This is a genomic window from Vibrio qingdaonensis (assembly GCF_026191675.1).
GTDB lineage: Bacteria > Pseudomonadota > Gammaproteobacteria > Enterobacterales > Vibrionaceae > Vibrio > Vibrio qingdaonensis.
This window is the reverse complement of record NZ_JAKRRY010000020.1, coordinates 1-26,981: the sequence shown is the minus strand read 5'-3', so window position 1 is coordinate 26,981 and position 26,981 is coordinate 1. Positions and strand designations below refer to the sequence as shown.

The following is a 26,981-nucleotide window of genomic DNA, read 5'->3' as shown; positions in this document are numbered from 1 at the left end:
TAAAGGCAATGTTGTTGTCTTTACATGCGGTAAGGCGGAATATGAAAATTTAGAACATAAAATCCTTTCATCACTAGCTTGCCTTGATAGTAGTCGTCACCAAGTGCGGAAAACTCAAATTCATAAATGGTGTGCCAGCCAAACCGGCCATTGGCATCTTTAATCCTATGAGTACCGAACGAAACACTGAGCATCTGTAAATCGAGCTCTTTACAGCGACGACTTACCGCCGACTTCGCGATTTCGGATTGACGCCTTTGTTGCCAAAAGAAAAAGCAAAATAGGCTCAGTGCCAAAATCATTAAAAGGTTATCAATCACAGCCTATCCTTAGTGCGTACGCCCTTGCGTTGCGGCTTGTTGCAAGCCTACGAGAGCAGTAGTGAGTTCTTGTGAAGGGGTGGAATGCAACAACGGTAATAGCACCATTCTTAAGCTGGGCATCATCACTAGATCTGCAAATAACTGGTTAAACAGCGCTTGATTACCTGTCTGTGCTAAGCGAATGAGGTATTGGTCGGCGATCGTAGTGGTCGTGAGAGGAAGCCAAGCTCTACCAGCAATAGCAATGAGGATCTCTTGGTGGCTAAGGCGAGCGCTATTTAGGATGCCCGTCACTAAGGTTTCGAGCTGTTGTGGCTTGCCACCTGCTAATGCACGAACGTAAGCGGACAGCAAAAACAGATCAGCGTCGCTTGATTGGCATTCATCGTGTGCGAGTTCAAATATGACATCAGATAGTTTGTCAGGTAACGCAACATGTTCAAGGGCACCGAGTAGTGCGTATTTAGGTTCGCTAGCAATATGACGTAAGCTGGTACGAACGATTCGACCATTATCGTCATTCGTTAATCGTGCTGCGAGATCAGTAATCCCCTGTAAACCAACACCCTGCCAGTTGTTCCAGCCTAGCTTTCCTTGGAAATATTCTTGAGCGTGTGTGTAGTATTGGCTAGTAGGTAAAGCAAGCTGAGCTCTTAATAGGCTATGGAAAATGGCGAGCTTGTCGTCTTTTGGCCGGAAGGTAAACGGGTTGTTTGCTAGCTTTTGCTGCTGTTCGTCAGTCATTTCCTGGCTTAAACGAGATCCCATTGCCTCTAGGACAAATTGGATAAATTGCCCAATATCACCTTGGTTTAATAACCCGCGCTCGTCTAAGTTGAACGTTAAAAACCAGATCCAAGGCTGTTTCTCTTCATTCCAGTATGCCACCGCAAATTGTGCTTTGCGTTGAATGGGAAACGGATAAGGTTGGCTGCCTTTTTCAACATTGGCAAATTGCTGGTTATCAATTTTCTGAACACGTCGTGATAGATCGTAGATGTGGTATTGGCAACCACTGTTCACCAGCATGTTTGTCAAAGTATGAAGGGTATCCATGGCGTTGTTCCTAGTACGGTTTGGGTATAGAGCAATAGATGGTATTCTATCGCGAATTTTCAAGGTCATGGTTGGTTTTCATTGAATTAAATCAGCCTGACAACTCAGATATTGAACATGAAGCAACATATTGAAGAATTAAAATGGGCGATGCAGCAACATGGCCTATGGCAGAAGCAATCTCCTGCAGAAGAAAAGTTGTTAAGCACGCAGCCGTTTGCGATAGATACATTAGCGCCAGAAGAGTGGTTACAATGGGTGTTTGTGTCTCGTATTGAAGCCATGCTTGCCGCCGGACAAGCGCTACCGGCTAATTTCGACATAACACCGTATTTTGAGCAGGCTTGGCAAACTTTGCCACAGTATAATGATGTTATCCACATCCTAAAAAAAATTGATGGAGCGTCCAAGTCGTGACCACCTCGAACAGCACCAGTCATCCCTCTGAGCGTGATTTAGAAAACTCGTCAGAAACCGTGAAAGAATCAACGACCACCTTAGAACCGGTTGCCCCGCTAGAGATTGTTTTTCGTGATGAGTTTTTAATTGCGGTGAACAAACCTGCAGGGATGCTTGTTCACCGTTCGTGGTTAGATAAAGGGGAAACTCGGTTTGTTATGCAGACTCTGCGTGACCAAATTGGTCAACATGTCTTCCCATTGCACCGCTTAGATAGACCCACATCTGGCGTGTTGTTGTTTGCATTATCGAGTGATGTAGCCTCGAAAGCGATGCCAATGTTTGCCGAACACAAAATGGAAAAAACCTATCACGCGATTGTACGAGGGTGGATAGAAGAGGGTGATCGCCTTGATTACGCGCTCAAGCTTGAATTGGACAAAATCGCGGACAAGTTTGCGACGCAAGAAAAAGAAGCGCAACCCGCGGTGACGGTTTACGAACCGCTAGCCCAAGTCGAAGTGCCTTACTCGACAGGACGATTCCCAACAAGCCGCTATGGCTTAGTTGAAATGAAGCCAGAAACCGGGCGTAAGCATCAGCTAAGAAGGCATATGCACCATCTTAGCCATCCCATTATTGGCGACACAACGCATGGTGATGGTAAACACAATCGTTTGTTTCGTGATCACTTTTCTGCTCGCCGATTGATGCTTCACGCGTCGTCGTTGAAGTTTACACACCCAATCCTAGAGACTGAAATTGTGATCAACGCTCGTTTTGATGATACATGGATCGACCTGATTAATGAATTTGGTTGGCAAGAATGTGAAGCGATTCAGGATTACGTGAAGTAATCAAGCTGAGAAGCGGAAATAGTAGATTTCTTAATGGGTTGAATTTCGATAGACTGTCTCTTCGACCCACATAAATGGTCACTTCAATCCTAGGAGGTGTTATGCATTGTCCCTTTTGCTCAGAAAATGATACAAAAGTCATCGACTCAAGATTGGTAGCGGATGGTCATCAGGTTCGCCGTAGACGACAGTGCTTGGCGTGCAGTGAACGGTTTACTACCTTTGAAACCGCAGAACTTGTGATGCCGAAAGTGATTAAGTCAAACGGTAACCGTGAGCCATTTAATAAAGATAAAATGGTAGGTGGGATTCAGCGTGCGTTAGAAAAACGTCCGGTTAGTGCCGACGCCATCGAACTGGCAATTAGCCATATAGAATCGCAGCTTCGAGCGACCGGTGAGCGCGAAGTTCCAAGTGATATGATAGGTAACTTGGTGATGACCCAGCTAAAGGAACTCGATAAAGTGGCTTATATCCGATTTGCATCGGTTTATCGCAGCTTTGAAGATATTCGAGAGTTTGGCGAAGAAATCGCTCGACTAGAAGATTAATCGATACAAAAGGAACACCTTGTATGAAGCAGTCCAACACAAGTGATGCTGGATTTAGTGCTATTGATCATCAGATGATGAGTCGAGCAATAGCGCTGGCGTACAAAGGTCGCTTTACAACGGCTCCAAACCCTAATGTTGGTTGTGTGCTCACACTCAATGGGCAGATTGTCGCTGAAGGGTATCACCAAAAAGCAGGTGAGCCCCATGCTGAAGTGCACGCGCTTAGAATGGCAGGTCAGCATTCTTTGGGTGCCACGGCTTATGTGACTCTTGAGCCATGTTCACATTATGGAAGAACGCCTCCGTGTGCGGAAGGCTTGATTAAAGCTGGTGTCGCGAAAGTGATTTGCGCGATGTCGGATCCCAATCCGCAAGTCGCGGGGCGGGGATTTAGCATGTTGCGTGAAGCCGGGATTGAGGTTCAAGTAGGCTTGTTAGAGGCGGATGCGCGCGCATTAAATCCAGGTTTCTTGAAGAAAATGGAAACGGGATTACCGTTTGTTCAGCTTAAAATGGCGGCAAGCCTTGATGGACAAACCGCGCTAGAAAATGGCCAGAGCCAGTGGATTACGGGACCTTGTGCAAGGCGAGATGTTCAGGCCTATCGAGCGCAAGCTGGTGCAACCCTCTCGACGAGTAAAACCGTGATAGAGGATAACGCATCACTGAATGTACGTTGGCACGAACTGCCAAGTCAGGTGACAGATACGATAACTTCGGAGCAGCTGCGTCAACCTATTCGAGCTATTTTAGATAGGCAACATCACTTAACCCCTGATTTAGCGCTTTATCAAAGTGACGGTGCTGTGCTTCGCATCGCTCAATCGGATAGTGATATAAATATATCGCTGGATGATCAGGGGCAGCTTTGCCTCGAAGAGGCTCTGACCACATTGGCATCAGAACAGCAAATTAATCATGTATGGGTTGAGGCGGGCGCAACATTAGCTGGCGCGTTAATCCAAAAACAATTGGTTGATGAGCTGATCGTGTATTTAGCGCCTAAACTTATGGGTGCGGATGGTCGCGGTTTGATCGGCGCTTTAGGTCTGCAATATATGCAAGACACCATCGATTTGGTGATTAAAGACGTAAGAATGGTGGGGCAAGATATACGCATTGTAGCCACACCTAAGTCGCGACACAGTTGATAAATCGATATTCTTTATGAATACGTTATACATGGCGACATTAATCGTCGCGTCCCCAACAAAATAGAAATAGAGACAGATGTTTACAGGTATTATTGAAGCAATTGGCACATTAAAAGCCATCACTCCTCGTGGAGAAGATATTAGTATTCATGTTGATGCGGGGAAGCTTGACATGGGTGACGTGAAGTTGGGCGACAGTATTGCCACCAATGGCGTTTGTTTAACCGTAACGGCACATACGGCCACCACATATACTGCGGATCTGTCGGTTGAAACGTTAAATAAAACAGGCTTTGCGCATTACCAGGTGGGTGAAAAGGTAAACTTGGAAAAAGCAATGCTGCCAACGACGCGCTTTGGTGGGCACATTGTTTCTGGACACGTCGATGGCGTTGGCGAGATTATTGATCGCCAGCATGTGGGACGAGCCATCGAGTTCTGGGTTCAGATGCCTCAAGAACTTAATAAGTATGTCGCAGAAAAAGGATCGATTACTGTTGATGGTATTAGCTTGACCGTCAATGGATTACGAAAAAATGCCTTTAAACTCACCATTGTGCCGCATACAACTGAAGAAACGACCATTGATCGCTTTCAAGTCGGGCGCAAAGTGAATTTAGAAGTGGATGTCATGGCTCGCTATATGGAGCGCTTACTGCAAAGCCACACGCAGAGCGAACCAGAGTCACGCATCTCAATGGAATTTTTGCAACAAAATGGTTTCGCTTAGTTTAGTGATAAGACCATGTTTAGAGAGACAGCATCGCATAGCGAAACAATGACCGTTTAGAGCGGTATAACGCTTAGTGAAACAGCAAACGTTGAGCAATATGGCAAACGCTGCAACCAAACAAAATGAATAACAGGAATGTGATATGCCAATTAGTACGCCCCAAGCCATTATAGAAGATATTCGATTAGGTAAAATGGTCATCTTGATGGATGACGAAGATCGTGAAAATGAAGGTGATATCATCATGGCTGCGGAACATGTCACGCCAGAAGCGATCAACTTCATGGCAACACATGGTCGCGGTTTGATTTGTTTGACCATGACTAAAGAGCGCTGTGAACTACTTGGCTTACCGCCAATGGTGCAAGATAACAACGCCCAATACACGACGAATTTTACCGTTTCTATCGAAGCCGCAGAGGGCGTGACCACCGGTATTTCAGCAGCGGATCGTGCGCGCACGGTTCAAGCGGCCGTAGCGAAAGGGGCGAAGGCTGCCGATCTGGTTCAGCCGGGGCATATCTTCCCACTTGCCGCGCAAGATGGTGGGGTATTAACCCGTGCAGGGCACACTGAAGCGGGTTGTGATTTGGCAAAGTTAGCGGGTTTTGAACCTGCGTCAGTGATTGTTGAAATTCTTAACGACGACGGAAGTATGGCTCGTCGCCCGGATTTAGAAATCTTTGCAGAGAAGCATGATCTGAAATTGGGCACCATTGCGGATTTAATTGAGTATCGTAATAATAACGAAACGACGATTGAGCGAGTGGCAGCTTGTCACCTTCCTACTGAGTTTGGTGAGTTTGAGCTCGTGACTTACCGCGATACCATTGATAACCAAATTCACTATGCGATGTGCAGTGGTGATTTGACCGCACAAACCCCGCTAGTGCGTGTTCACTTACAAGATACCTTCACTGATATTCTTCGCTCAGATCGAAACTCTGAACGTAGCTGGACTTTGGACAAGGCCATGCAGCGTATTGGTAGCGAGGGCGGCGTTTTAGTCTTGCTAGGTAATGAAGAAACAACGGAATCTATCGTTCACAAGATCAAAGTCTTTGAGCAGCAAGACAGCGGCCAAGCACCAACCATGGCGAAAAAACAAGGCACCTCACGTCGTGTGGGAGTCGGTTCGCAAATCTTGGCTGATCTTGGTGTGCATGAAATGCGATTGCTGTCATCGGCCGATAAAAAATACCACGCACTTGGCGGCTTTGGTTTAACGGTGACTGAGTACGTAACTAAATAGGCGCTAACGTTTTTATCCAATGAAAACGGAACAAACCGCGTTTAACACATAGATTCAAGCTTCTTCAAGCCTTAAATGATTTAGGTGTGAGGAAGTTTGAGCTAGATATTGATAATTGAGTTGTGCTAGAATCCGGCGATTCTCGCGAGATGAACATAGTTTATAAGGAAAGTATATGAAAGTTATCGAGGGTGGCTTCCCTGCACCAAACGCAAAAATTGCGATTGTTATTGCTCGTTTTAATAGCTTTATTAATGAAAGCCTATTGTCTGGTGCTATCGATACTTTGAAACGTCATGGTCAGGTTAGCGAAGACAACATTACTGTTGTTCGTTGTCCTGGTGCGGTTGAACTGCCATTGGTAGCTCAACGCGTTGCTAAAACAGGCAAGTTTGACGCTATCGTATCACTAGGTACAGTGATTCGTGGCGGAACGCCACATTTTGACTATGTTTGTAGTGAGTGTAATAAAGGTCTTGCTCAAGTGTCACTGGAATACAGCCTACCAGTCGCATTTGGTGTTTTGACTGTTGATACTATCGATCAAGCTATTGAGCGCGCCGGAACCAAGGCTGGTAATAAAGGTGCAGAGGCTGCACTAAGCGCGCTAGAGATGATCAACGTTCTTTCTGAAATCGATTCCTAATGGGGGCCAGTGTGAAACCAGCCGCACGTCGTAATGCACGTCAATTTGCTCTGCAAGCAATTTATTCTTGGCAAATTACTAAAGAAAATGTTGCCAATGTAGAAGAACAATTCTTGTCAGGTGGTAAGTATGATGAAGAAGAACATCATGCCGCAGAGCCAGCGTTAAGCGCACCAGAGACTGACGTTGTGTATTTCCGTGATTTGCTCACGGGTGTCGCGTTGAATCACACAGAATTAGACAGCAAACTGCGTCCATTCGTATCTCGCCCAATGCAAGATCTCGATATGATGGAACTGGCGTTGCTTCGTCTAGCTATGTACGAAATGACAAGCCGTGAAGACGTTCCTTACAAAGTTGTTATCAATGAAGCTATTGAGCTAGCAAAAGTATTTGCAGCAGAAGATAGCCACAAGTTCGTTAACGGTGTGCTTGATAAAGCCGCGCCAAGCGTACGTAAAAAGTAACAATTAACGTTCGTCTTATCCTAAAAAGGTCAGCATTATGCTGGCCTTTTTTATATACTCTGAACACCTAATTCTAGAGTCTATTACCCATATGTCCGGTGAATTTAGCTTAATTGACAAATACTTTGCTCATCAGCAGCAACAGCGTAAAGATGTAATCCTAGCCCAAGGTGATGATTGCGCTATTGTGGCTCCCGCACAGAATAGCCACATTGCTATTAGCACAGACATGCTAGTGTCTGGCACTCACTTTCTCGCAGATGCAAACCCTGCTCATATTGCTCATAAGGCGTTAGCGTCAAATATTAGCGACCTTGCTGCCATGGGAGCCTCTCCTGCATGGGTATCCATGGGGATCGCGCTTCCTAACGTTGATGATGCATGGCTCGAAGTGTTTACCACAACCTTTTTCAAACTGGCTGATTATTACGGCATACAATTAATTGGTGGCGATACGACAAAAGGTCCATTGTCGATTACGTTGACCGTTCAGGGAACGTTGCCCGAAGGTAAGGGACTCACTCGCAGTGGTGCAAAAGTAGGTGACTGGATTTACGTAACGGGGACGTTAGGTGATGCTAAGGCCGGGTTAGATGTTATTTTACAGCAGCGTATGAGCGACGATGTAGCGCTTAATGAGCATCTGGTAGAGCAACATTTTATCTCTACTCCTAGAGTGTTAAGTGGTATGGCACTAAGAGACATTGCCTCTTCTGCTATCGATATTTCAGACGGGCTTGTCTCCGATCTCGGACATATTCTTGCTCGCTCTGACGTAGGGGCGCGAATTGATGTCGCAGAGCTACCTATCTCACCGGCATTGACGGCATTTTTGCAGCAAGAGGATGAGAGACAGTACTACGCCCTGACTAGCGGTGAAGAATATGAACTGTGCTTTACTGTTCCGGAAACGAACCGCGGGCAACTAGAGGTTGCGCTTTCGAACACGCCTTTTCGCTGTATAGGCAGAATCACAGGCACTCGTGACTTAGAACTGCATCGCAATAATATCCCTTTAGACTGGAACGTAAGTGGCTTTGACCACTTTAAGGTAACCGTATGACCAACCCATTGAGCCTGATCTCGTTAAAAAACCCATGGCACCTGCTGGCGACAGGATTTGGTAGTGGCTTGTCTCCAATCATTCCCGGCACGATGGGGACACTAGCGGCCATTCCATTGTATCTTCTGTTGGTGCAACTACCGTTTAGCCTATATGTTGTATTGGTTGTGGCGTCGTGCTTTATAGGCGTGAAAATTTGTCAGGTCACGTCTGATGATATGGGAGTTCATGATCATGGTTCTATTGTCTGGGATGAATTCTCAGGTTTTTGGATTACCATGATGCTCGTGCCTGCATTGAATATTCCAGCGGATGAATGGAAGTGGCTAATTACGGGTTTTGTGTTATTTCGATTTTTCGATATGGTGAAACCATGGCCTATCGGATGGCTAGATAAACGCGTTCATGGCGGCTTAGGTATTATGATTGACGACATCGTTGCTGGTGTGATGGCAGGGCTATGTCTGTACTTAGTCGGTCATTTCTCTGGTTGGCTAGCGTAAAGCGAAAGTAAGCGTTAGAGTTTTTGCCCTATGCACTCATAGGGTGATTTTCTCGATTTATTGCCGGGTAGGGACAAAGCTTTACTATACTGAGCTGAAAAAATTGTTATTATTAGCCTCCCTTTTTGAACTCGTAACAAGATGTATGCTTAGTAATCTGCGTTTATTGATCAACTCACTTCTCGTCATATTGAACACGGCGGTCACCGCAGTCGTGGTTTCAACACTTTCTATTATCAAACTGATTTTGCCACTTCATCCAGTGCAAAAGACCATGACGAGTTTGGCAAATAAGCAAATGTGGGTATGGGCAACCGTTAACCTCTGGCTGTTAAACGTAAACAACAACATCGATTGGCAGATAGAAGGGGGAGAGGAGCTCACCCCTGAGCAATGGTATATGTTACTTTCAAACCACTTGAGCTGGACCGATATTGTGATTATCAGCTCGGTAATGAAAGACAGAATGCCAATGTGCAAATTTCTACTAAAGCAAAGCTTGTTGTACGTCCCTTTTGTTGGTTTAGCGTGCTGGGGGCTAGACATGCCGTTTATGAAACGTCACTCCCAAGCTTACCTTGTTAAGCACCCAGAGCGTCGTAATGATGACTTCAATGCGATAAAAAAGGCGTGTAAAAAATTTCAGCATGTACCCACCACGATGATCAGTTTTGTTGAAGGCACGCGCTATAGCCCTGAAAAGGTTCAAACAGGTAAAACGCCTTATCGTCATCTACTCAAACCGAAAACAGGTGGTGTCGCCTTTACTTTGAACGCGATGAATCAATTGTTAGATGGGGTTGTTGATATTACCTTGGCTTACCCAGAAAACCGTGAAAGCCCGTTTGAAGATTTGCTTAAAGGTAGATTAACTAAAGTGGTGGTTAAGATAGAGGTCTACCCTATGGATGAAAATCTAAATGGGGATTACTTTAAAGACAAAGCGTTTAAACGTCGTTTTCATCACTGGCTGAACGCGCTTTGGAAGCGAAAAGACGAAACGCTGGAATCAATTTATCAGAATAATGGTTTAAAGTAAGCGTACACTTACGTCGCTGTTTAGTGCGAAATATGAATAATAAAAAAGGTCTACCGTGAGGTAGACCTTTTTTATTGAATTAAGCGATAGATAGTCTAGGAATGACTCGACAACGCTTTTCTTCTTCATTGATGTGCAATGAGACCGCATGTGTGTGGTAGTTGTCACCGCTCTTCCAAACGGTTTCTCCGAATATCTGACATAATTCCATATCAGAAATAGATCCCTTCATTTCTCGGTAGGCGACAGCTGAGATGATCTTTTGCTCTAAGACTTTAGGGCAAGATTCAACTAGCCAACGACTCACTTGAATATTCGGCAAAGCACGCTCCTTGTGGTCATGTTTTCGTCATCGCTGACCACACTACCACCGCCATATTCATGGATCAAGTTGAACTTGATCACATTTTTAGTCGTGATTCGGTATTGACTTGTAACTTGTTGTTAAATAGATAATAAACCTAATGCATAAATTATGGAATCATTGTGATGTTACGGTTATTCCACGTTAATTGCTTTTTTTAAGTTAGATTCTTTTTGAACGTTATCGCGCAGATGAAAGCCTCCCTTAACGTGTGGAAGTAACCACAACGTTGCGATAGGCGCGGCCCATTCACTCATAGTTGATAGTAAAGCAGAGCCTGCTGGGCTATCTAAGCCAGCGTAGCTAGGTAATACCGAATAAAGCAGTACAAAAGTAAAAACGGCGAATAGAGCCGATAACCAAAGAGGGTGTGAGTGATTAATATCTTTATTGCTAGAGTCATTTGACATTGGATAGCGTTCCCTTTTATCCATTACTACCCGCCCATTCAAACAACTCCCGCGAATAACACAAGTTGATAATCATATTAATTGGATACAGTGCAAAGAATCGCAGTTTACTTGACTTATTATTAAGCGAGGGAGTCACAAAATGACAAAGGGATATTAGCGGTGAGTGTTCTGCTTAATGTCTCAGTTCGAGTAAATACACTAATGCGTTGTCGGTGAGTGTCTACACTTTCTTCATCGGCTTTTTATTGTCTAATAAAGCCGCGTCATGTGTGACTACGTGTTAACACATCTAAAGTCCGCGGTAATGGTAGTCTGTTTAGAATTCAATTCAGCCTGTCAACCGCACGCAGAGAAGGTGGAGTATGAAATCTGAATCTATTCATGATTCTAGCAATGAATATAACTATCGAAATATTGAGGTTGTTAGGCGGGATAATGTCATCACAGTAGCGCTGAATCGCCCAGATAAGCTCAATGGTGTCGATATGGTTATGTTTGATGAATTGATTGATATCAGTCGTCGGTTAAAGCGAGATCGTCAGCTTCGAGCGGTCATTCTGACGGGTAATGGTGATAACTTTAGCTCTGGTTTAGATTTTAGTGCCATGATGGCCAATAAACGGTTTGCCGCCCAACTGCTTGTTAAAGTGTGGCCAGGAAGTGCTAATCGAGCTCAGCAAGTTAGTGCTAATTGGCGAGCGCTATCGATACCTGTTATTGCTGTCATTGAAGGTTACTGCTGGGGAGCGGGTTTGCAAATAGCGTTGGGCGCTGACTTTCGAATCTGTTCACCGAACGCTAATCTATCTATTATGGAATCAAAAATGGGCTTAACATCCGATATGGCAGGTTCCCTTGGACTTAGAGAGGTGATGGCAAAAGATCAAGCGATGCGAATTTCCATGTGCGCGACACAACTTGATGCGGCGCGTGCCTTGGAGTTGGGATTGATCACCGAAATCCATGATACACCGATGCAGGCCGCCGATGACTTATGCCAAGAGCTCGCTCTTAAGTCACCAGACGTTACCGCTGCAATCAAGCACATCTATACTCGCTATTGGACCGCCCCTGCATGGAAGTTACTTGCCTATGAAACGTATAGCCAGATTCGAATTATGCTGGGCCAAAACTTCAAACAAGCGCAAAAAGGCTTGCGTAATAAAACAGCGGCCAGTTTTAAAAGTCGACAAAAATATTGGTAGGTAACGTCTTAGTATTGGCAAATAAACCTTAATATTGGCAAATAGACCTTAATGCTAGTAGGTTTTACCTTTGCTCGTTGTTCTGAAAATGACTGCACTTATTGGCGGTAGCATATGATTTTCAATGGGATACGAGTGTTCTCACGATGAGGGGAGACGTGTTAACTGTTTCCCATAGTGAGCGACTTTACCTAGTGATTATATCAAATTAGCCTTATAATTCTCGAAGAAAAATAAGTCTATTGATAGGTAGTTAGCGTGAAGTGGTCAGTTAAGAATAAGTTGTACGGCGGTTTTTTTGCAGTATTCGCAATTATGTGTTCTGGGTTAAGCATTATTTGGTTTGAAGTGACCGCTTCAGAGCAAGTTGCGATAGAAGCGAGTAGTGATGATGTCCCTGAGCTTGAGCAGTATCTTATTTTGATTGATGAGATTGGCGACGTCTATCGTAGTTCACTTGAAGTGATAATGGGTGACGCTCAAGCTGCCCACGCCTATCAGGACAACCTAGCCAGTGCCCATGCCGCGTTTACGGAGTTGCGACGCTTAGAAGCGAGCAACCGGGCCGATAGCTTGATGCTGAAAGAAGGTTTGACGCTGCTGCAACGTTATACCGATAACTTTGAAGCACAAGTTATGACGTCTGTTTCTGAAGAACGTATCTCAGTCAATTTTGATATTACCAAACAGCTATTTCAGCAGTATTTAGTCCCGCTAGAAAAGGCGCTTGATGAGGCTTCTGCTTCAGAAAAAAAAGATACTTATCAATCCTTAAATGGTCTAGTCGATTCGTTCAATGTGATCTTTTTGACCATCATTATTTCAGCAATATCCGTAGTGGTAGGCTCCATCGTAGTTGCTTATTTACTGTCTAACTCTATTGTTCGTCGTGTTTCGGTATTAAACGATATTGCTCGTCGTATCGCTAATGGTGATTTATCGAATGCGAAAGTGAAAGATGACGCCAGTGATGAACTGTCGACTCTCGCGCAATCTATTAATCAAATGCAGCAGTCGCTGGCTGACTTAATATGTTCGATCCACTCTGTCAGTGCGAATGTCAAAGAAGCAACCTATGAACTAAGTGCGATTAGTGAGCAGATGGTTGTTGGGGCATCATCGCAGTCTGACAAAGCGACATTGATAGCGACTGCGTCAGAGGAGCTTAGCTTAACGATTTCTGAAGTCGCCCAGCAAGGTAACCAGACCTATAGTGAAGCGCAGCGTTCAGAGTCGAGTGCGGTAGAAGGGCGCGAAGTTATTTCCGGAATGGTCGAGAGTGTTCAGCAAGTGTCTATCCAAATGCAAGAGATGTCATCTCAAATGAGTACCCTCGGTGAACATGGTCAACAAATTGGAAGCGTGATTAAGGTGATACAAGAGATCGCCGAACAAACCAATTTATTGGCACTGAATGCGGCTATTGAAGCGGCAAGAGCGGGTGAATTAGGCCGTGGTTTTGCTGTCGTTGCGGATGAAGTTCGAGCCCTGGCAGAGCGCACGACACGTGCGACGCAAGAAGTGGCAACGTTAATCCAGTCAATTCAATCAGGAACTGAACAGGCGGTCTCGCTTACGGTTGATAATTGTCAGCTGGTTGAGTTGGGAGTAAAGCAAAGTGAAGGGGCAATTGGTGCACTTGAAGAGATAGTTTCAGGTGCGGGCAATGTCCAGAATATGATTAACGCCATTGCGACCGCAGCAGAAGAGCAAACAGCAGTGACAAAGGAAATAGCATCGGATATTTCCTCGATTAGTGATATCTCAGATCGTACATTAGAACGAGCCCATTCCAGTGCTAAGCAAGTAGATGAGCTCAACAAGAAAGTGAACGAACTTGAGCACTTAGTTGCGCGGTTCACGTTGTAGCGCGGTCAGCGGTTAAACGGAAGCCATTCAGTGTGTAAAGCATCGCTCATCGGTGAGTGTATGTATGTTTACCGAGTGACGCCAAGGTGTGTCTGAATAATTCGTTCTCAGACATGGCTTCATCGTCGAATCAGTGCTTAAATAGGTAGGTAGTCAAACACGGTTGTGTTAGGCTTCGCGCTTGACTTTCAAGGTCAGTGGTACATACGGCTACACACCCTGTGTTACTGACCATGCTGATTACTTTCTTGTTTGGAATTTATTTTGACTAATAACGATATTTTACGCCGTATTCGCTATACCTTTGACTTTAAAGACGCAGAAATGATTGACGTGTTTGCAGCGGCAGAGCACAAAGTGACACGTGAACAAGTGTCGAATTGGTTAAAAAAAGACAGCGATGATAACTATAAGTCAGCAAGCGATACAGACTTAGCGATTTTCTTGAATGGCTTAATCAATATTAAACGCGGTAAGCGCGAAGGGGCACAACCTGAGCCTGAAAAGCGCCTAACCAATAACATGATTTTCATGAAGCTTAGAATCGCGCTAAATATGAAAGCGGAAGATATCTTAGATGCCCTACAATCGGTAGATTTTAATCTAAGTAAGCACGAATTGAGTGCGTTTTTCCGTAAGCCAGACAATAAGCACTATCGTGAATGTAAAGATCAGATTTTGCGTAACTTCTTAATGGCGATTCAACGCCAGTTACGTCCTGAAGACAAAAGCGAATACCAAGATTAAGCTTGTAAGTTAAGTCAGTTAAGCAGCAAAAGATGCAATGTCTTTTGCTGCCATGCCAGCTTACCAATTCCTCTCAGTTCTCACTGATATTCGCTCATTTACCCTCATAGTGGTTGCTGTAGACCACCAGACGCAACACCGAGAGTACCCACTCACTTTTCTCCTACGATGAACTTGATTATGCCTTTTAAAACCTTCAATTTTAACTCTAAGCTGACTACCGCTATTGCGAAGATGTACCCGTCGCCGACTAAAATTCAATCGTTAACATGGCCACAGGCATTATTGGGTAAAGATGTGTTAGCGATTGCTCAGACAGGCAGCGGTAAAACCATGGCTTATGGTTTAGCATTAATCGAACAATTGTACAGAGAAAGGGCAGCGACGGGTGAAGAGAGCGCTGATAGCCATCAAAACGTCAGTGGAGCAGTGGTTCTTGTACCGACACGTGAGTTGGCGATGCAGGTGAATGATGCTTTGGCGCCGCTGGCGAAAAGCCTATCTCAGTCGTCAATCGTACTGTGTGGTGGTGTGGATATTGATGCCCAAAAGTACCAGTTAGAGCAACACCCGACCATGATCATTGCCACTCCTGGACGCTTACTTGACTTGATTAATCAACAAGCGATCCGGCTAGGCGATATCAAGCATGTCGTGTTGGATGAAGTAGACCGTTTGCTTGATATGGGATTTTGGTCGGATGTACAGAGCATTTTGCTTGCTTTGCCAAGTCAGCGTCAAACGATGATGTTCTCGGCGACGTTGCCCGATGCGTTGGAACAAAAAGTGGCGTTGCTACTCAATGAGCCAGCTCGCGTACAAAGCCATGTGACCAACAGCGTAGTCACTGACGTGCAAGAATCCTTATACCTAGTAAATAAAGGCAGCAAAGCCAATGTCTTGATTGAACAGATTAAAGACAATCAGTGGCAGCAAGTTTTAGTGTTTATCGGTGCACGAGATAATGCCGACGCTTTGTGTAAAAAGCTATCTAAGGCTGGCTTTAAGACAGCCGCGTTACATGGTAATAAAGATCAAGTAGAAAGAGAGCAGACGTTACAGGCGTTTAAAGAGAGCAAGGTGCAAGTGCTTATTGCCACCGATTTACTCGCTCGCGGCGTACATGTTGAACAGCTGCCAGTCGTCATCAACTATGAGCTACCTGCAGATGCGTCAGTGTATGTTCATCGTGTCGGTCGAACGGCGCGTGCCGGCCAATCTGGCTTGGCAATTTCTCTGGTTTGTCATGGTGAAACAGGATACTTGGACGCCATTAGAACACTGACAGAGCGCTCACTACCATTGCAACAACTTGCCGAATTTCCAGTGACAGATAAGCCAGCTTCTACAGAAAGTAAACGTCCGAAAAGAGACAAACAAGCGAACCGCCGCACCAACAAAAAAGGCAGCGCGAAGCAGTTTAAGACTAAGCGTTAGGTAAGGCCGCAATTGTTATTTAAGCTAGGCATGTAACATTGTTCCCTCTACGCATAGGCTGCGTAGAGGGAACAATGTAAATACTATTTAATGATTAAAGCTCTCCTACAAACCCTGCAGCGATATAACTCCTTAATTCGCTTTATTCGTCGCTGCCACGTTGTCCGACGTACCCTGACCAAGTATTCATTGTGTTCACACATGTCAATCATCCTGAGAAATAGTAATTTTTGTCACTTTGCTCTTACTGATAAAGAGTAAGAGGTCGTGATCTTTGTTCCACTCTTATTTTTCCTGGAAAATTATGTCATTCATATTCACTTGTGTGAATAGTCAATATGCGTGTTATTTATTAATACGATAGTGTTATATAGCAAGATATTCGCAGTGCCAATCTCTTGGGTGGTAAGATTGATGGGGGTGATTGTAATCGTGGTTTTCGAAGCTATTTAGTCATGGAGAACAGCAACACTCAGAACGAGTAAAAACGAAGTAATACAAAGAGAAAGAGAGATATAGCTGTTAATGAAGGATTATAGAACCTCAACACAGGGTGTTGAGGTTCTTAAACAAAGCTATAGGTTTTGTGCTTTTGCCATTTGATTGGCTATTTTCGGTGCGTACCATAGACTTGGTGCAATGATTAGCGAGGCTGGAACTGCCGTGATCACGATAAATGATTGCAGTGCCGAGATGCCGCCACTTCCCATTGAGATAAGAACGATCGCGACCGCCCCCATCAGCACACCCCAAAAGGCACGAATGACCGCATTAGGTTCTTCATCACCACTGATAACCATAGTGATGGTGTATGTCATGGAATCACCCGTTGTCACGATAAATGTCGTGGTCAGCACTAGGAACAAGACTGAAATTAGCGTTGGGAATGGCAATTGTTGCGTAATCGCCAATAGTGCGCCCGGCATGTTAAAGCCTTCAAAACCTGCTTTGATGATACCAGGTGTCGCCAGTTCGAACGCTAGCCCAGAGCCACCGACAATGGTGAACCAGAAACAAGTGACTAACGGAGCCGCAATACTAATAGACAAGATCAATTGACGAATAGTACGACCGCGAGAAATACGAGCGATAAAGATCGCCATCATTGGTCCATAGCCAATAAACCAGCCCCAAAAGAATACCGTCCACCAACCAAGCCACTCTGGGTCGCCACGATAAAGTGCCATAGGAACAAATTGATCAATCATTTGTCCTAGGCCCTGAACATAACTATCCACAATAAAGCTTGTTGGTCCGGCAATCAGAATAAAGCCAATAAGTGCTGCAGCAAGGATAATGTTGTAGCGGCTGATGATTTGAATGCCGCGATTAACGCCACTTAATGCTGATAAGGTATAGAACACCATCGCAAACACCACTACCGTTGCTTGGGTCGCAAAAGTATCTGGAATGCCAAACAGTTCTTGTAGTGCGTAGCTAATTTGCAAGCCAAGGAAACCGATAGGTCCAATGGTGCCTGCAGCCACAGCAATAATGCTAAGCGCATCGACGGTGTTGCCAAGCCAGCCACTGATAACACGTTGACCAAATAACGGATAGAGCAACGTACGTGGCTTAAGAGGCAAGCCCTTGTCGTAATGCAGGTGCATGAGAACAACGGAAGACAGGCAGCCTAGTACCGCCCAAGCAAGAAATCCCCAGTGAACAAAAGATTGCGACAGCGCATTAATCGCGTTGGTGTACGGATCTGCTGAGCCAAATAAAGGGGGCGCAGAAACATAGTGCGCAATCGGCTCTGCTGCGGCCCAAAATACGCCGCCACCTGCAAGTAGGGTGCAGAGAATGATTGAGATCCATTTGAAGTTTTCTACATCAGGTGCAGATAGTGCGCCGAGTCTAACGTCACCTGTTTTACCAAAGCACAGTGCTAGACCAATAACAAAATTCGCGAGAAGGAGTATTTGCCAGAAGGCACCAAAGTATTTCGTGGCCAGTTGAAAGCCAGAATCGACAACAGAGGAGAGTGCGACAGGGTGGGTTAGAGCAAGTAAAACAAATAACGTTAGGAAAGAGCCACTGATCCAGAATACTGGATTATTCATTTCCAGTTTATCAGCTAGCTGTTTCAGTCGTTCGGGCGGATGAATGGCGTCATACGCTGAGCGAGAAGCTGTCGAAGAGTCTACGACAGTATTAGAATTTGGCATTAAAAGTTCACTATTCATGTGCCGCTGTGATAGCCAGCAATGTGTGTTTTCTCACTATTTGACAAGCAAAGTGTGAGCTGAATCATAAAAGCCGGACATCCTAACACATTGTTAGCATCGAAACAGGACTTTTTGCTGCGATTAAAAATCGAGCAATGTTCAAGTGCTTCCCGGTGATCTCCTTAATACGCAAAAAGCTTCGTATTGTAGGATTTGGCCTGCTTAGTGCAATAAACGGCAAACGTCATCCGTTTTCTTTACGGCTTTGGAAGTGAAATAGGAAAGGGTAACTGTGAGCTTAATTGGTTGAAATAAAAGAGATTAACATTGAATTCTCGTATGGGGTGGTTTCAGGGGACATTTGGTCGATAAACAGTAAGATTATTTCGTGAATTCTACGCGGTTGAATCACTTGCCATTTATAAGGCGGTCAATATAATCCGGCGTCGCTCCATAGTTGGGGGTGATGAAGATAATAGCCATATTATTTTTAGTGATGATATTTAGCTCAACTTACCCACCATTTTTAGTGGTAGGAGGTAAGAAGGAAAACGTACCATGAAACAAATTAAGACGCTGATGGCCAGCGCTGTGATGGCTTCCGTGCTTTCTGGTTGTATTGGCCAAATGGCGACAACAGGCTTTGTTATGCATGAAGTGAACATAAAAGGTGTTGATAACCGTTATGCTCGTGCAGGTCTCTATACGCTGATGTCTCCGGTTTACGCAATAACATCAATGGCAGACTTATTTGTCGTCAACTCAATTGAGTTTTGGACCGGTACTAACCCATTAAGTAAGAAGAAAGCTTTGGCTGATATGCCTGCTAACTCTTATATTAAAGTGAACCATAAGATAGACAAGAAACTAACAAGCGCACCCGTTAAGATATCTATGCTTGATGGCAATACGACTCAAATGAACTTTGTTGATGACAACGGTCAATCACGTGTTTTGCTTGGCGTGAGTGGTAAAGACAGCGTTGATTTCTATCTTGACGGTGAGTATGTCACTACGGCATCACACGATGAGTTAAAAGCCCACTCTTCTCTATCGTAGCTGTATTTCTCGAATACACCGATAAAGGTCTGCCTACATGAGATAGGGCAGGCCTTTATGTATTTCATCACTGCTATTTAGCCTTCTCCGTTACCTTGCCCGAATTGTCATACCCGCATGGCACAAAGTGGTAAGTTCAATTTTTCGATTCCTCTAAACTCTGCCTCATCAAATGCACACAGTAAAACCAACGCCTAAGCGGGCAAGTGCATTCATTATTGCAGGATAAAAACAAACAGGATGTTTCAATAGAGGAAAACACATTGAAAAACACACTGACGAAATCACTTTTACTTGCCGCTACTGGTTTTATTGCAATGACAGCAACCACCGCTCATGCTTTTGAGTTAGGTGCTGACAGCAAACGAGGCGTCACATTTCAGTTCAATACCCTTATTATTGGTGTCAAAGACAATTATGTGAATGGTGGTATGGCACTGTTGCAAAAACCCATTTCCCAAGAGCACAACATTAGTTGGTTTGTGGAAGGTGGCGTAGGTTACAACTGGCACAGTGAAGCGATTGATATTCATGCACCTGTCGGTCTTCGCTGGGAGCCGGTGAAAAACCTTGATGTCGATTTATTTGCCACTCCAGAAGTGAAGTTCAATAACGGTGCCAACTTGGGCGTTGGCGTTGACCTTGGTGTGTCTTGGAAGTTTTAACGTAAAGTTGAATCCTGGCAGTCTCGTCAAGCAACGAGTAAAAAATATAGCCGTGTAAACGAACAAAAGCGATGGTATTGAACCATCGCTTTTTGGTTTTACAAGGTCGTCGAAGTGAGTTACTGCGCGTATTTGAATTTACGCGTTATTTGCTTGCTCAACCATCGACAGCGCAAGAGCCTCAGCTGCCTTAATACCATCGATGCCAGCGGATAGAATACCGCCCGCGTAACCCGCGCCTTCACCCGCTGGGTAGAAGCCTTTTAGATTAACGCTTTGATAGTCTTTGCCACGTTTAATACAAACAGGAGATGACGTACGCGTCTCTACACCTGTTAGTAGCCCATCTGCACCAGCAAAACCTTTGATCTTTTTGTCAAAGGCTGGGATGGCTTCACGAATAGCTTCAATAGCAAAAGCAGGCAGTGCTTTAGAGATATCGGTGAGCTTAATACCAGGAGTGAACGATGGAGTCACATCACCAAGAGCACTTGGATCGCGACCTTTCAAGAAGTCGCCAATTTTTTGTGCTGGAGCATCGTAGTTCTCTCCGCCTAGCTTGAACGCGCCTGTTTCAAGTTCACGCTGGAATTGAATACCTGCCAATGGATTACCAGGGAAGTCCTCTTCTGGTGAAATACCCACTACGATCGCGCTGTTTGCGTTACGCTCGGCACGAGAGTATTGGCTCATACCGTTTGTTACCACGCGACCTTCTTCAGATGTCGCGGCAACCACGGTTCCACCTGGGCACATACAGAAACTATAGACAGTACGACCGTTTTTACAGTGGTGAACCAATTTGTAGTCAGCAGCCCCTAAAATTGGGTTGCCAGCATTTTTGCCAAAGCGAGCTTCGTCAATAACAGATTGCTTGTGTTCAATACGGAAACCTACCGAGAACGGTTTCGCTTCCATGTAAACACCACGCTCATGCAGCATCTCGAAGGTGTCACGGGCGCTGTGACCCACCGCTAGCACAACGTGACGAGTGTGAAGTTGCTCACCGTCAGAAAGGGTTAAACCCGTGATTTGACCGTCTTCCATGTGAATGTCGTCAACGCGAGTACTAAAGCGAATTTCACCGCCCAGTTCAATGATTTTGGCGCGCATTTTTTCAATCATAGTGACCAGTTTAAAGGTCCCGATGTGCGGCTTGCTGACGTAACGGATTTCTTCTGGTGCGCCAGAGGCAACAAATTCTTCGATCACCTTGCGGCCATAGTGCTTAGGATCTTTCACTTGGCTATACAATTTGCCATCGGAGAATGTCCCTGCGCCACCTTCACCAAATTGCACGTTGGATTCAGGGTTCAGTGTACGTTTACGCCAAAAACCAAAGGTGTCTTTGGTGCGCTCGCGTACTTCTTTGCCGCGCTCAACAATAATTGGGTTAAAGCCCATTTGCGCAAGTACAAGGCCAGCAAACAAGCCACAAGGACCAAAACCAATCACTACAGGGCGCTCAGCTAAGTTTGCCGGCGCTTGAGCAACAAACTTGTATTCCATGTCTGGGGTCACTTTAACGTGCGGATCATTGGCAAATTGTTCAAGCAGTTGCGCTTCATTATCGACGACAACATCGAGCGTATAGATCAGTAAAATCTTACTTTTTTTACGAGCATCATAGCCACGCTTAAACATATTGAATGACAGGACTTGCTCGCTTGGAATGTTTAGCTTTTTCGCGATGGCGGCAAGAATTGCGTCTTCCTCGTGATCAAGAGGAAGTTTAATTTCGGTTAAACGTATCATGGTGATGTCTCGTGTTAGTAGGTGTCTTAGCGTAGAACCTAATTCGCTTCTACGCTCACAATGGCGCGCATTTTACGTGAAGTTGGTTTGTCTGTCATACTTAATTCAAATGACCGGGCAGTGCGGGAATACCGAGCGTGAAAAATTTATGCTTGGCATGATGTTGAATTTTACCCGTGAATCCGTATCATCGCCCCTCCATATTAGGCATGAGCGGTTTTTGTACGTATTGCCTATTGATTGACTGACTAACCAAGAGCTGATGACCATGGCATTTGTCGTAACAGATAATTGTATTCAATGTAAATTTACCGATTGTGTGGCGGTGTGCCCGGCCGATGCATTTTATGAAGGCCCGAACTTTATGGTGATCAGCCCAATAGACTGCATTGACTGTGGTCTTTGTGTTCCAGAATGTGATGCTCAGGCGATTTTTCAAGAAGATGAGCTATCTGAAGATCAGCAAGTGTTTATTGCATTGAATGAAGAGCTAGCAGAAGTGTGGCCAAACATTACCGAAGTGAAGCCTGCAATGGACGAAGCGGATAAGTGGAATGGCGTACCAAACAAGTTAGGCATGTTAGAAAAATAACCGCGCTCTTTTTACCTTCTAGGACACGTTACTAGAAAGAAAAAACGCAGCCACTGACTCAGTGGCTGCGTTTTTTTGTATTCAAGTGACATCAATACATTTGTATTCAACGATATCTATGCAAGGTGCTATTTAGCTGTGCTGGCGGCGAAGGTTATCCAAAATAATACCTGTTGCCATGGCGACATTGAGCGATTCTGCTCCGCCAAAGGCTGGAATGGTAATTTTGTCAGTGACGTGTTTTTCAGCTTCCGCACGCACCCCATGAGATTCACTGCCCATCAGTAAGATGCCTTGCGCAGAAAATTGGGTACTGTGGACACTTTCACCTTCCAGAAACGCCCCATAAACAGGGATACTTGCTTGTTCTAAGTAACTCGGCAAGTCGGTTAGGCTAACTTGAACACGGCCAAAACTGCCCATCGTCGCGCGGATGGTTTTCGGGTTATAGGGGTCAGCGCAATCAGTGCTGGCAACAATGTGCTTGATGCCATACCAATCGGCAACGCGAATAATGGTGCCAAGGTTACCGGGATCAGAGACACCATCTAAGGCAATCATCAATCCTTTTGCTTCAGGAATATCGTGGCTCGGTATTTCGACAATTGCGACAGCGGCATTGTTAGTCACTAAGCTGCTTGCTTTCGTCAATTCATCCAAAGACGCTTCAATACAATCAAAACGGCTAAGCGCTTGCTCATTAGCGCTAAGAAAGTCGCTGGTGGCAAAGACTTGCTTGACCGTCAGCTGCGCACCAACCAGCTCAAGGACGTTTTTTTCACCCTCGACTAAAAACAAACCATGCGCTTTGCGCTGTTTCTTTTGGCCTAATGCACGAAGTAGTTTTAATTGGTTTTTAGAAATCATAGTTATGTCCCAGATGAAAGCGCGGGCATTATAACCTCAAGTGAGTGATAGATGCGAGTCTGAAGCCATTCAGTGAAATAGAGAAGATGGTGTACTGGCATCGTCATACCAGTACGTATCCGCTATACCTTAAGCCCGGTCATGAGCGCTTCAAGCGCGTCGGCTTGCTGATTTAAGCGTTGTATCTCATTGTTTGAGTGCGTCACCATATCAGCGACTCGTTGTGACTGGGCGCGAACTTGCTCGACATCTGAGGCAATATTGTCAGCCACTACTCCTTGCTCTTCGGCGGCAGCGGCAATTTCAATGCTTCGATCGGAGATGTATTGGTTTTGCTCTGCGATGTGGTTGATATCATTGTTCACCGAGCTCATGAGTTGCTCGCTGGACTCAGCGTTGTTCACCGTTTGGTGCATGACGGTCATTAAACCTTGGCTGTTGGTTTGCAGCGCCTCAATCATCTTCTTAATTTCGACGGTCGCGGTTTGCGTTCTGCCTGCTAGGGTACGGACTTCATCGGCCACTACCGCAAAACCTCGGCCTTGCTCACCTGCGCGTGCCGCTTCAATCGCCGCATTTAGTGCCAGTAAATTGGTTTGCTCAGAAATCGCATTGATGGTGGTGACCACGTCGTCAATTTGTGTGGTGTTACTGTCTAACTCGGCCACGGCTTCAGCTGCGCTGTTAATTTCTGAGCCTAATTGGTTAATTGCCTGTAATGTTTGGCTGACGTTTTCCAGCCCTTGAGCCGTTGCCTTGGTTGCTTGGTTCGTTTGGCTGGAGGTGCCTTGTGCATGGCTAGCCACTTCACGAATAGAGCCTGCCATTTGTTCCGTTGCGCTGGCTAGGGAGTCAATTCGTTCTTGTTGATCGTGAGTGAGTTGTTGGTTCGCTTGGCTACGCTGGCGTAGGTCGGAGCTAATCTGTTGAACGAGAGCAATGGCTTCTTGCGTCGCTTTGACTAACTGCTGTTCACGGGTAGAGACGCGATCCACGGTTCTTGCGATTAAGTTGAAATCATTACGCGCGGGCGCATGACCGATTCGGTAGGATAGATCGCCATCAGCAAGGCGAAGAACGGCATCGTAAATATTGTAGAGCGCGCCACCCATAAAAGTCATGATGTAGTAAAGGCTCAGTGCGATAAAGAGGCACGATACTAAAATTACGCTGATATGCGTGATGGTGAGTGATGAAAGTAAGCTGGGTTGCTCAGTGCTTGTCAGGCTATATGAAGCGCCGGGTACTGGAATGCTCTCGCGACTATCGTGACCAATTTGTATGTGACTGCCTGAAAGTACACGACGGACGTCATTTTCTGAGAGCGAAGATTGTGCGATGAGGCTCGCTACCGTGTTCATGTTTTGTTGTTGTAGCTGTTGTTGCTGACTTTCTGATGCGCTGATAAGCGTTGAACTAACGATAAGGATGGTAAGAACTGGCGCGAAAAAAAGAATGAGAAAGTTCTCTCTGATCGTTACGTTGATCAAATACTTATCAATCCAGCGGAATGCGATTTCTTTCATGACGTTACTCTTTAGGTCTTGTATGAATAGCAGGAGGTGCTTGGGGCACATTATCCATGTAAAGCGTATTGGGGTTAGAGTCTTTATGTGATCTAAGTCACGTTGTGCGCGATGGGATTAATGATGTTCACAAAGTCTGTTTGTTTTGTCGGCGGTTACGCTTGTTACTCTGGTAGAGAGTAGAGAGTAGAGAGTAGAGAGTAGAGAGTAGAGAGTAGAGAGTAGAGAGTAGAGAGTAGAGAGTAGAGAAGGGCGCCACTAAGCGCTGGTGTACAGTGCGCATGAAAATGAAGCCATGCTTTGGCGATAGTGAGCTAAGCATGGCATGTAGAACTTATTAGGGGGATGGGAAGCTATTTCAGAATTTGCACTGAATCGGCCTCAACCGCCACATCGCTGTCATTTTTCTCGATTTCACCAAAGATTTTTACTTTGTCTTTTGGTGTAACGGTTTGACCGCCCCATTCGTCTGCTTCAATTTCGATTGGCATCTGACCGGTACTGTCTTGGAAGGTGTAGACGTCATTTCCCATTGATTTAACAATATGGCCGACGAGCGTGACTTTATTGCCATCGGTTAACCAGCCCGCATTCATGACCTCTTCGACCGTACTTAATGTGTCGTTATCCGTTGGGCCTTGAAATCCACCCGTGGTAGTTTGCATGGCTTCTTTATTGATCGCCCCTTCAGAGGCTAAAACAGAAGCGGAAAGAAGCAGTGATGAAATTAGAACGAGAGATGTTTTTTTCATTGTTTTCCCCAGAAATCACAGTGAGTCAATCACGACTTTATGCAGTGAATAAATTAATCATTAATTTTCACTATAGATCAGCGTGCTAGAAATTCCATGTGCTGATGCTATGAAATATAGGTGATCATTTTGCAAACTTCACCTTCCATGCTCAATGGCGATATTTGCAAAATAAGCTGCTAAAAAAATTAGATTGAAAATTGTATGCAAGAATGTCAGTTTTCTTGCGTACTCGCTAACCTCCAATCCATGCTTATATTATTCTTACGCTAGGTACCACGGGCTCATTGGGATCTTGATATTCATATCGCTCAGCGTCAAAGTACGAGCGTAGGCTGATACCTACAATCAATTTTTCAAATGACATTCATAAGAAATAGAGCGGAATAAGTTGACTAATTTAGGCATTGTTTACCTGCTACTTTGATGGAGGCTGGTTGCTCTTGCTGCCATTTGTCTATGACAAGTGACGCAATTAAATCGCCTTCAACGTTTACTGCGGTTCTGAAGGTGTCGAGTGGGCGCTCAATGATCAGCAGTATCGCAATGGCCTCCAGCGGGATGCCTGCCGCAAGCAATACCATCTGCATACCAGACATGGACCCTGATGGCATACCAGGTGCACCAATGGAGGAAACCATCGCCATAATGAAAATCATCACTAGGCCAGTCGTGGTTAAATCAACGCCAAACAGTTGCGCTAAGAAAATAGCCGCCACCCCTTCAAATAGAGCGGTTCCATCCATATTCATTACCGCACCGAGAGGCAATACCATGCTGCTAGTACTTTGAGAAACACCCAGCTCCTGTTCTGCCGTTTGCATGGATAGAGGCAGCGTTGCTGAGCTTGATGACGTGGCAAACGCCATGGCCATAGGCGCGGATATCGCACGGAACAAACGACGGTAGCGAATACCAGTGATGAATTTGGCAATGCTTGGCAGTACGATCGCGCCATGAACGACAGTTAAGGTAAAAACGAGTAAAGCAAACAAAGCCAGCTGATGAAATAGAGCATTATTGCCATTAACCGTGAATTCAAACACGATTGAAAATACGGCGACGGGTGCCAAACGAATAATCGCACTTACAATGGTAGTAATGCCTTTGTTCAATCCAGAAAGCGTTTCAAATAGTGAGTGCTTTTCAGGTAAAGAGGCCAGCAGCGCCACGCCCAACATAAACGAAAAAACGACAATAGCCAGCAAGTTCCCTTGAGCAAGCGCCGCGACAGGGTTTACTAATGCCATGCTTACTAGCTTTGCTGCAATAGCGCCGCCAGTCGTGGCTTCTGAATTGATCAGTTGCACACTGTCATTAAGTGGAACGGGGGTTGCTAATGGCTGCCAAGCAGGCAGCATGAGTGATGCACCAAGACCTAAGCTAACGGCAATGAACGATGTGAAGCTATAGAACAGTAGCGTGGAACGGCCAATTTTCTTTAGGCGCATGGTTGAGCCAATGCTGGTAATACCTTGCAATAAGGACAGCATAACAACGATACCAACGACCATTT

The 26,981-nt window shown here is 45.2% G+C and carries 28 protein-coding genes; 18 read left to right on the top strand and 10 right to left on the bottom strand.

From position 1 onward, the window contains the following. Window positions 1–20 precede the first annotated feature (20 nt). Complete coding sequence (locus MD535_RS14785) at window positions 21–320, bottom strand: DUF3301 domain-containing protein (protein WP_265675795.1); 300 nt, start codon at window positions 318–320, stop codon at window positions 21–23. A 9-nt stretch (window positions 321–329) separates the two neighbouring features. Then, window positions 330–1,379 carry a DUF3549 family protein gene (locus MD535_RS14780; protein WP_265675794.1) on the bottom strand — a complete coding sequence of 350 codons (1,050 nt, stop codon included), beginning with the start codon at window positions 1,377–1,379 and terminating at the stop codon, window positions 330–332. A 117-nt stretch (window positions 1,380–1,496) separates the two neighbouring features. On the opposite strand from MD535_RS14780, the gene MD535_RS14775 reads away from it, so the two are divergent. From MD535_RS14775 to MD535_RS14725, 11 genes are all read left to right on the top strand, one after another. Further along, on the top strand, window positions 1,497–1,796 hold the full coding sequence (locus MD535_RS14775; RefSeq protein ID WP_265675793.1) for a YqcC family protein: 300 nt from the start codon (window positions 1,497–1,499) through the stop codon (window positions 1,794–1,796). 59 nt (window positions 1,797–1,855) lie between these two features. Next, window positions 1,856–2,635, top strand: a complete 780-nt coding sequence (gene truC / locus MD535_RS14770; protein WP_265675862.1) for a tRNA pseudouridine(65) synthase TruC — start codon at window positions 1,856–1,858, stop codon at window positions 2,633–2,635. A 101-nt stretch (window positions 2,636–2,736) separates the two neighbouring features. Further along, window positions 2,737–3,186, top strand: a complete 450-nt coding sequence (nrdR, locus tag MD535_RS14765; RefSeq protein WP_250615512.1) for a transcriptional regulator NrdR — start codon at window positions 2,737–2,739, stop codon at window positions 3,184–3,186. 23 nt (window positions 3,187–3,209) lie between these two features. Then, the gene (gene ribD, locus MD535_RS14760) at window positions 3,210–4,340 is read left to right on the top strand and encodes a bifunctional diaminohydroxyphosphoribosylaminopyrimidine deaminase/5-amino-6-(5-phosphoribosylamino)uracil reductase RibD (protein WP_265675792.1); all 1,131 of its coding nucleotides are present in this window, start codon (window positions 3,210–3,212) and stop codon (window positions 4,338–4,340) included. Window positions 4,341–4,419: 79 nt separating this feature from the next. After that, entirely contained in the window at window positions 4,420–5,073 is a 654-nt protein-coding gene (locus MD535_RS14755; RefSeq protein WP_265675790.1) for a riboflavin synthase, read from the top strand. Between the two features lie 145 nt (window positions 5,074–5,218). Continuing rightward, window positions 5,219–6,328, top strand: coding sequence for a bifunctional 3,4-dihydroxy-2-butanone-4-phosphate synthase/GTP cyclohydrolase II (gene ribBA, locus MD535_RS14750; protein ID WP_265675789.1), 1,110 nt, complete (start codon window positions 5,219–5,221; stop codon window positions 6,326–6,328). Window positions 6,329–6,503: 175 nt separating this feature from the next. Further along, complete coding sequence (gene ribH / locus MD535_RS14745) at window positions 6,504–6,974, top strand: 6,7-dimethyl-8-ribityllumazine synthase (RefSeq protein ID WP_004741508.1); 471 nt, start codon at window positions 6,504–6,506, stop codon at window positions 6,972–6,974. Further along, the gene (nusB, locus tag MD535_RS14740; protein ID WP_265675785.1) at window positions 6,974–7,441 is read left to right on the top strand and encodes a transcription antitermination factor NusB; all 468 of its coding nucleotides are present in this window, start codon (window positions 6,974–6,976) and stop codon (window positions 7,439–7,441) included. Before ribH ends, nusB begins: the two co-directional genes overlap by 1 nt. Window positions 7,442–7,532: 91 nt before the next feature. Next, window positions 7,533–8,504 (top strand): thiamine-phosphate kinase, encoded by a 972-nt coding sequence (thiL, locus tag MD535_RS14735; RefSeq protein ID WP_265675861.1) that lies wholly within the window; start codon window positions 7,533–7,535, stop codon window positions 8,502–8,504. Continuing rightward, entirely contained in the window at window positions 8,501–9,007 is a 507-nt protein-coding gene (gene pgpA / locus MD535_RS14730; protein ID WP_265675784.1) for a phosphatidylglycerophosphatase A, read from the top strand. Before thiL ends, pgpA begins: the two co-directional genes overlap by 4 nt. A 145-nt stretch (window positions 9,008–9,152) precedes the next feature. Beyond that, complete coding sequence (locus tag MD535_RS14725; protein ID WP_265675783.1) at window positions 9,153–10,046, top strand: acyltransferase; 894 nt, start codon at window positions 9,153–9,155, stop codon at window positions 10,044–10,046. Between the two features lie 79 nt (window positions 10,047–10,125). Here the strand turns inward: MD535_RS14725 and MD535_RS14720 are convergent, their stop codons facing one another. Together MD535_RS14720 and MD535_RS14715 are read right to left on the bottom strand one after the other, a co-directional pair. Beyond that, the gene (locus tag MD535_RS14720) at window positions 10,126–10,368 is read right to left on the bottom strand and encodes a hypothetical protein (RefSeq protein WP_250615505.1); all 243 of its coding nucleotides are present in this window, start codon (window positions 10,366–10,368) and stop codon (window positions 10,126–10,128) included. Between the two features lie 176 nt (window positions 10,369–10,544). Continuing rightward, on the bottom strand, window positions 10,545–10,820 hold the full coding sequence (locus MD535_RS14715) for a hypothetical protein (RefSeq protein ID WP_265675782.1): 276 nt from the start codon (window positions 10,818–10,820) through the stop codon (window positions 10,545–10,547). 365 nt (window positions 10,821–11,185) lie between these two features. Here MD535_RS14715 and MD535_RS14710 point away from each other — a divergent pair, with 365 nt between their 5' ends. The 4 genes from MD535_RS14710 to MD535_RS14695 all read left to right on the top strand — a co-directional run bounded on the left by MD535_RS14710 (window position 11,186) and on the right by MD535_RS14695 (window position 16,081). Further along, window positions 11,186–12,028, top strand: a complete 843-nt coding sequence (locus tag MD535_RS14710; RefSeq protein ID WP_265675781.1) for a crotonase/enoyl-CoA hydratase family protein — start codon at window positions 11,186–11,188, stop codon at window positions 12,026–12,028. Between the two features lie 258 nt (window positions 12,029–12,286). After that, the gene (locus MD535_RS14705; protein WP_265675780.1) at window positions 12,287–13,897 is read left to right on the top strand and encodes a methyl-accepting chemotaxis protein; all 1,611 of its coding nucleotides are present in this window, start codon (window positions 12,287–12,289) and stop codon (window positions 13,895–13,897) included. Between the two features lie 264 nt (window positions 13,898–14,161). Beyond that, the gene (locus MD535_RS14700) at window positions 14,162–14,644 is read left to right on the top strand and encodes a YehS family protein (RefSeq protein WP_250615501.1); all 483 of its coding nucleotides are present in this window, start codon (window positions 14,162–14,164) and stop codon (window positions 14,642–14,644) included. 180 nt (window positions 14,645–14,824) lie between these two features. Beyond that, entirely contained in the window at window positions 14,825–16,081 is a 1,257-nt protein-coding gene (locus MD535_RS14695) for a DEAD/DEAH box helicase (protein WP_265675779.1), read from the top strand. 575 nt (window positions 16,082–16,656) lie between these two features. Here the strand turns inward: MD535_RS14695 and MD535_RS14690 are convergent. Then, window positions 16,657–18,249 (bottom strand): BCCT family transporter, encoded by a 1,593-nt coding sequence (locus tag MD535_RS14690; RefSeq protein ID WP_265675778.1) that lies wholly within the window; start codon window positions 18,247–18,249, stop codon window positions 16,657–16,659. A gap of 558 nt (window positions 18,250–18,807) precedes the next feature. Between MD535_RS14690 and MD535_RS14685 the strand changes: the two genes are divergently transcribed. Together MD535_RS14685 and MD535_RS14680 are read left to right on the top strand one after the other, a co-directional pair. After that, the gene (locus MD535_RS14685; protein ID WP_265675777.1) at window positions 18,808–19,308 is read left to right on the top strand and encodes a DUF3332 family protein; all 501 of its coding nucleotides are present in this window, start codon (window positions 18,808–18,810) and stop codon (window positions 19,306–19,308) included. A 263-nt stretch (window positions 19,309–19,571) separates the two neighbouring features. After that, on the top strand, window positions 19,572–19,973 hold the full coding sequence (locus tag MD535_RS14680; RefSeq protein ID WP_265675776.1) for a hypothetical protein: 402 nt from the start codon (window positions 19,572–19,574) through the stop codon (window positions 19,971–19,973). 138 nt (window positions 19,974–20,111) lie between these two features. Here MD535_RS14680 and MD535_RS14675 read toward each other — a convergent pair whose 3' ends face one another. Continuing rightward, window positions 20,112–21,728: an NAD(P)/FAD-dependent oxidoreductase gene (locus MD535_RS14675; RefSeq protein ID WP_265675775.1), complete on the bottom strand. Its 1,617-nt coding sequence runs from the start codon at window positions 21,726–21,728 to the stop codon at window positions 20,112–20,114. A 268-nt stretch (window positions 21,729–21,996) separates the two neighbouring features. On the opposite strand from MD535_RS14675, the gene fdxA reads away from it, so the two are divergent. Further along, on the top strand, window positions 21,997–22,320 hold the full coding sequence (gene fdxA / locus MD535_RS14670) for a ferredoxin FdxA (protein ID WP_265675774.1): 324 nt from the start codon (window positions 21,997–21,999) through the stop codon (window positions 22,318–22,320). Window positions 22,321–22,452: 132 nt separating this feature from the next. Here fdxA and MD535_RS14665 read toward each other — a convergent pair whose 3' ends face one another. From MD535_RS14665 to MD535_RS14650, 4 genes are all read right to left on the bottom strand, one after another. Continuing rightward, the gene (locus MD535_RS14665) at window positions 22,453–23,187 is read right to left on the bottom strand and encodes an RNA methyltransferase (protein ID WP_265675773.1); all 735 of its coding nucleotides are present in this window, start codon (window positions 23,185–23,187) and stop codon (window positions 22,453–22,455) included. A 122-nt stretch (window positions 23,188–23,309) separates the two neighbouring features. Then, entirely contained in the window at window positions 23,310–24,713 is a 1,404-nt protein-coding gene (locus tag MD535_RS14660; RefSeq protein WP_265675772.1) for a methyl-accepting chemotaxis protein, read from the bottom strand. Window positions 24,714–25,066: 353 nt separating this feature from the next. Next, a complete protein-coding gene (locus MD535_RS14655; protein WP_265675771.1) occupies window positions 25,067–25,465 on the bottom strand; it encodes a YgiW/YdeI family stress tolerance OB fold protein in 399 nt (132 codons plus the stop codon). A gap of 395 nt (window positions 25,466–25,860) precedes the next feature. After that, window positions 25,861–26,981 (bottom strand): dicarboxylate/amino acid:cation symporter (locus MD535_RS14650; protein WP_265675770.1); only part of this gene is annotated, 1,121 nt, incomplete at its 5' end.

Bases quoted from the DNA above. Each gene is read 5' to 3' on its own strand.
- MD535_RS14780 (WP_265675794.1), bottom strand. From the start codon at position 1,379: ATGGATACCCTTCATACTTTGACAAACATGCTGGTGAACAGTGGTTGC.
- MD535_RS14775 (WP_265675793.1), top strand. From the start codon at position 1,497: ATGAAGCAACATATTGAAGAATTAAAATGGGCGATGCAGCAACATGGC.
- nrdR (WP_250615512.1), top strand. From the start codon at position 2,737: ATGCATTGTCCCTTTTGCTCAGAAAATGATACAAAAGTCATCGACTCA.
- ribD (WP_265675792.1), top strand. From the start codon at position 3,210: ATGAAGCAGTCCAACACAAGTGATGCTGGATTTAGTGCTATTGATCAT.
- MD535_RS14755 (WP_265675790.1), top strand. From the start codon at position 4,420: ATGTTTACAGGTATTATTGAAGCAATTGGCACATTAAAAGCCATCACT.
- ribBA (WP_265675789.1), top strand. From the start codon at position 5,219: ATGCCAATTAGTACGCCCCAAGCCATTATAGAAGATATTCGATTAGGT.
- ribH (WP_004741508.1), top strand. From the start codon at position 6,504: ATGAAAGTTATCGAGGGTGGCTTCCCTGCACCAAACGCAAAAATTGCG.
- nusB (WP_265675785.1), top strand. From the start codon at position 6,974: ATGGGGGCCAGTGTGAAACCAGCCGCACGTCGTAATGCACGTCAATTT.
- thiL (WP_265675861.1), top strand. From the start codon at position 7,533: ATGTCCGGTGAATTTAGCTTAATTGACAAATACTTTGCTCATCAGCAG.
- pgpA (WP_265675784.1), top strand. From the start codon at position 8,501: ATGACCAACCCATTGAGCCTGATCTCGTTAAAAAACCCATGGCACCTG.
- MD535_RS14725 (WP_265675783.1), top strand. From the start codon at position 9,153: ATGCTTAGTAATCTGCGTTTATTGATCAACTCACTTCTCGTCATATTG.
- MD535_RS14715 (WP_265675782.1), bottom strand. From the start codon at position 10,820: ATGTCAAATGACTCTAGCAATAAAGATATTAATCACTCACACCCTCTT.
- MD535_RS14710 (WP_265675781.1), top strand. From the start codon at position 11,186: ATGAAATCTGAATCTATTCATGATTCTAGCAATGAATATAACTATCGA.
- MD535_RS14695 (WP_265675779.1), top strand. From the start codon at position 14,825: ATGCCTTTTAAAACCTTCAATTTTAACTCTAAGCTGACTACCGCTATT.
- MD535_RS14690 (WP_265675778.1), bottom strand. From the start codon at position 18,249: ATGCCAAATTCTAATACTGTCGTAGACTCTTCGACAGCTTCTCGCTCA.
- MD535_RS14685 (WP_265675777.1), top strand. From the start codon at position 18,808: ATGAAACAAATTAAGACGCTGATGGCCAGCGCTGTGATGGCTTCCGTG.
- MD535_RS14675 (WP_265675775.1), bottom strand. From the start codon at position 21,728: ATGATACGTTTAACCGAAATTAAACTTCCTCTTGATCACGAGGAAGAC.
- fdxA (WP_265675774.1), top strand. From the start codon at position 21,997: ATGGCATTTGTCGTAACAGATAATTGTATTCAATGTAAATTTACCGAT.
- MD535_RS14665 (WP_265675773.1), bottom strand. From the start codon at position 23,187: ATGATTTCTAAAAACCAATTAAAACTACTTCGTGCATTAGGCCAAAAG.
- MD535_RS14660 (WP_265675772.1), bottom strand. From the start codon at position 24,713: ATGAAAGAAATCGCATTCCGCTGGATTGATAAGTATTTGATCAACGTA.
- MD535_RS14655 (WP_265675771.1), bottom strand. From the start codon at position 25,465: ATGAAAAAAACATCTCTCGTTCTAATTTCATCACTGCTTCTTTCCGCT.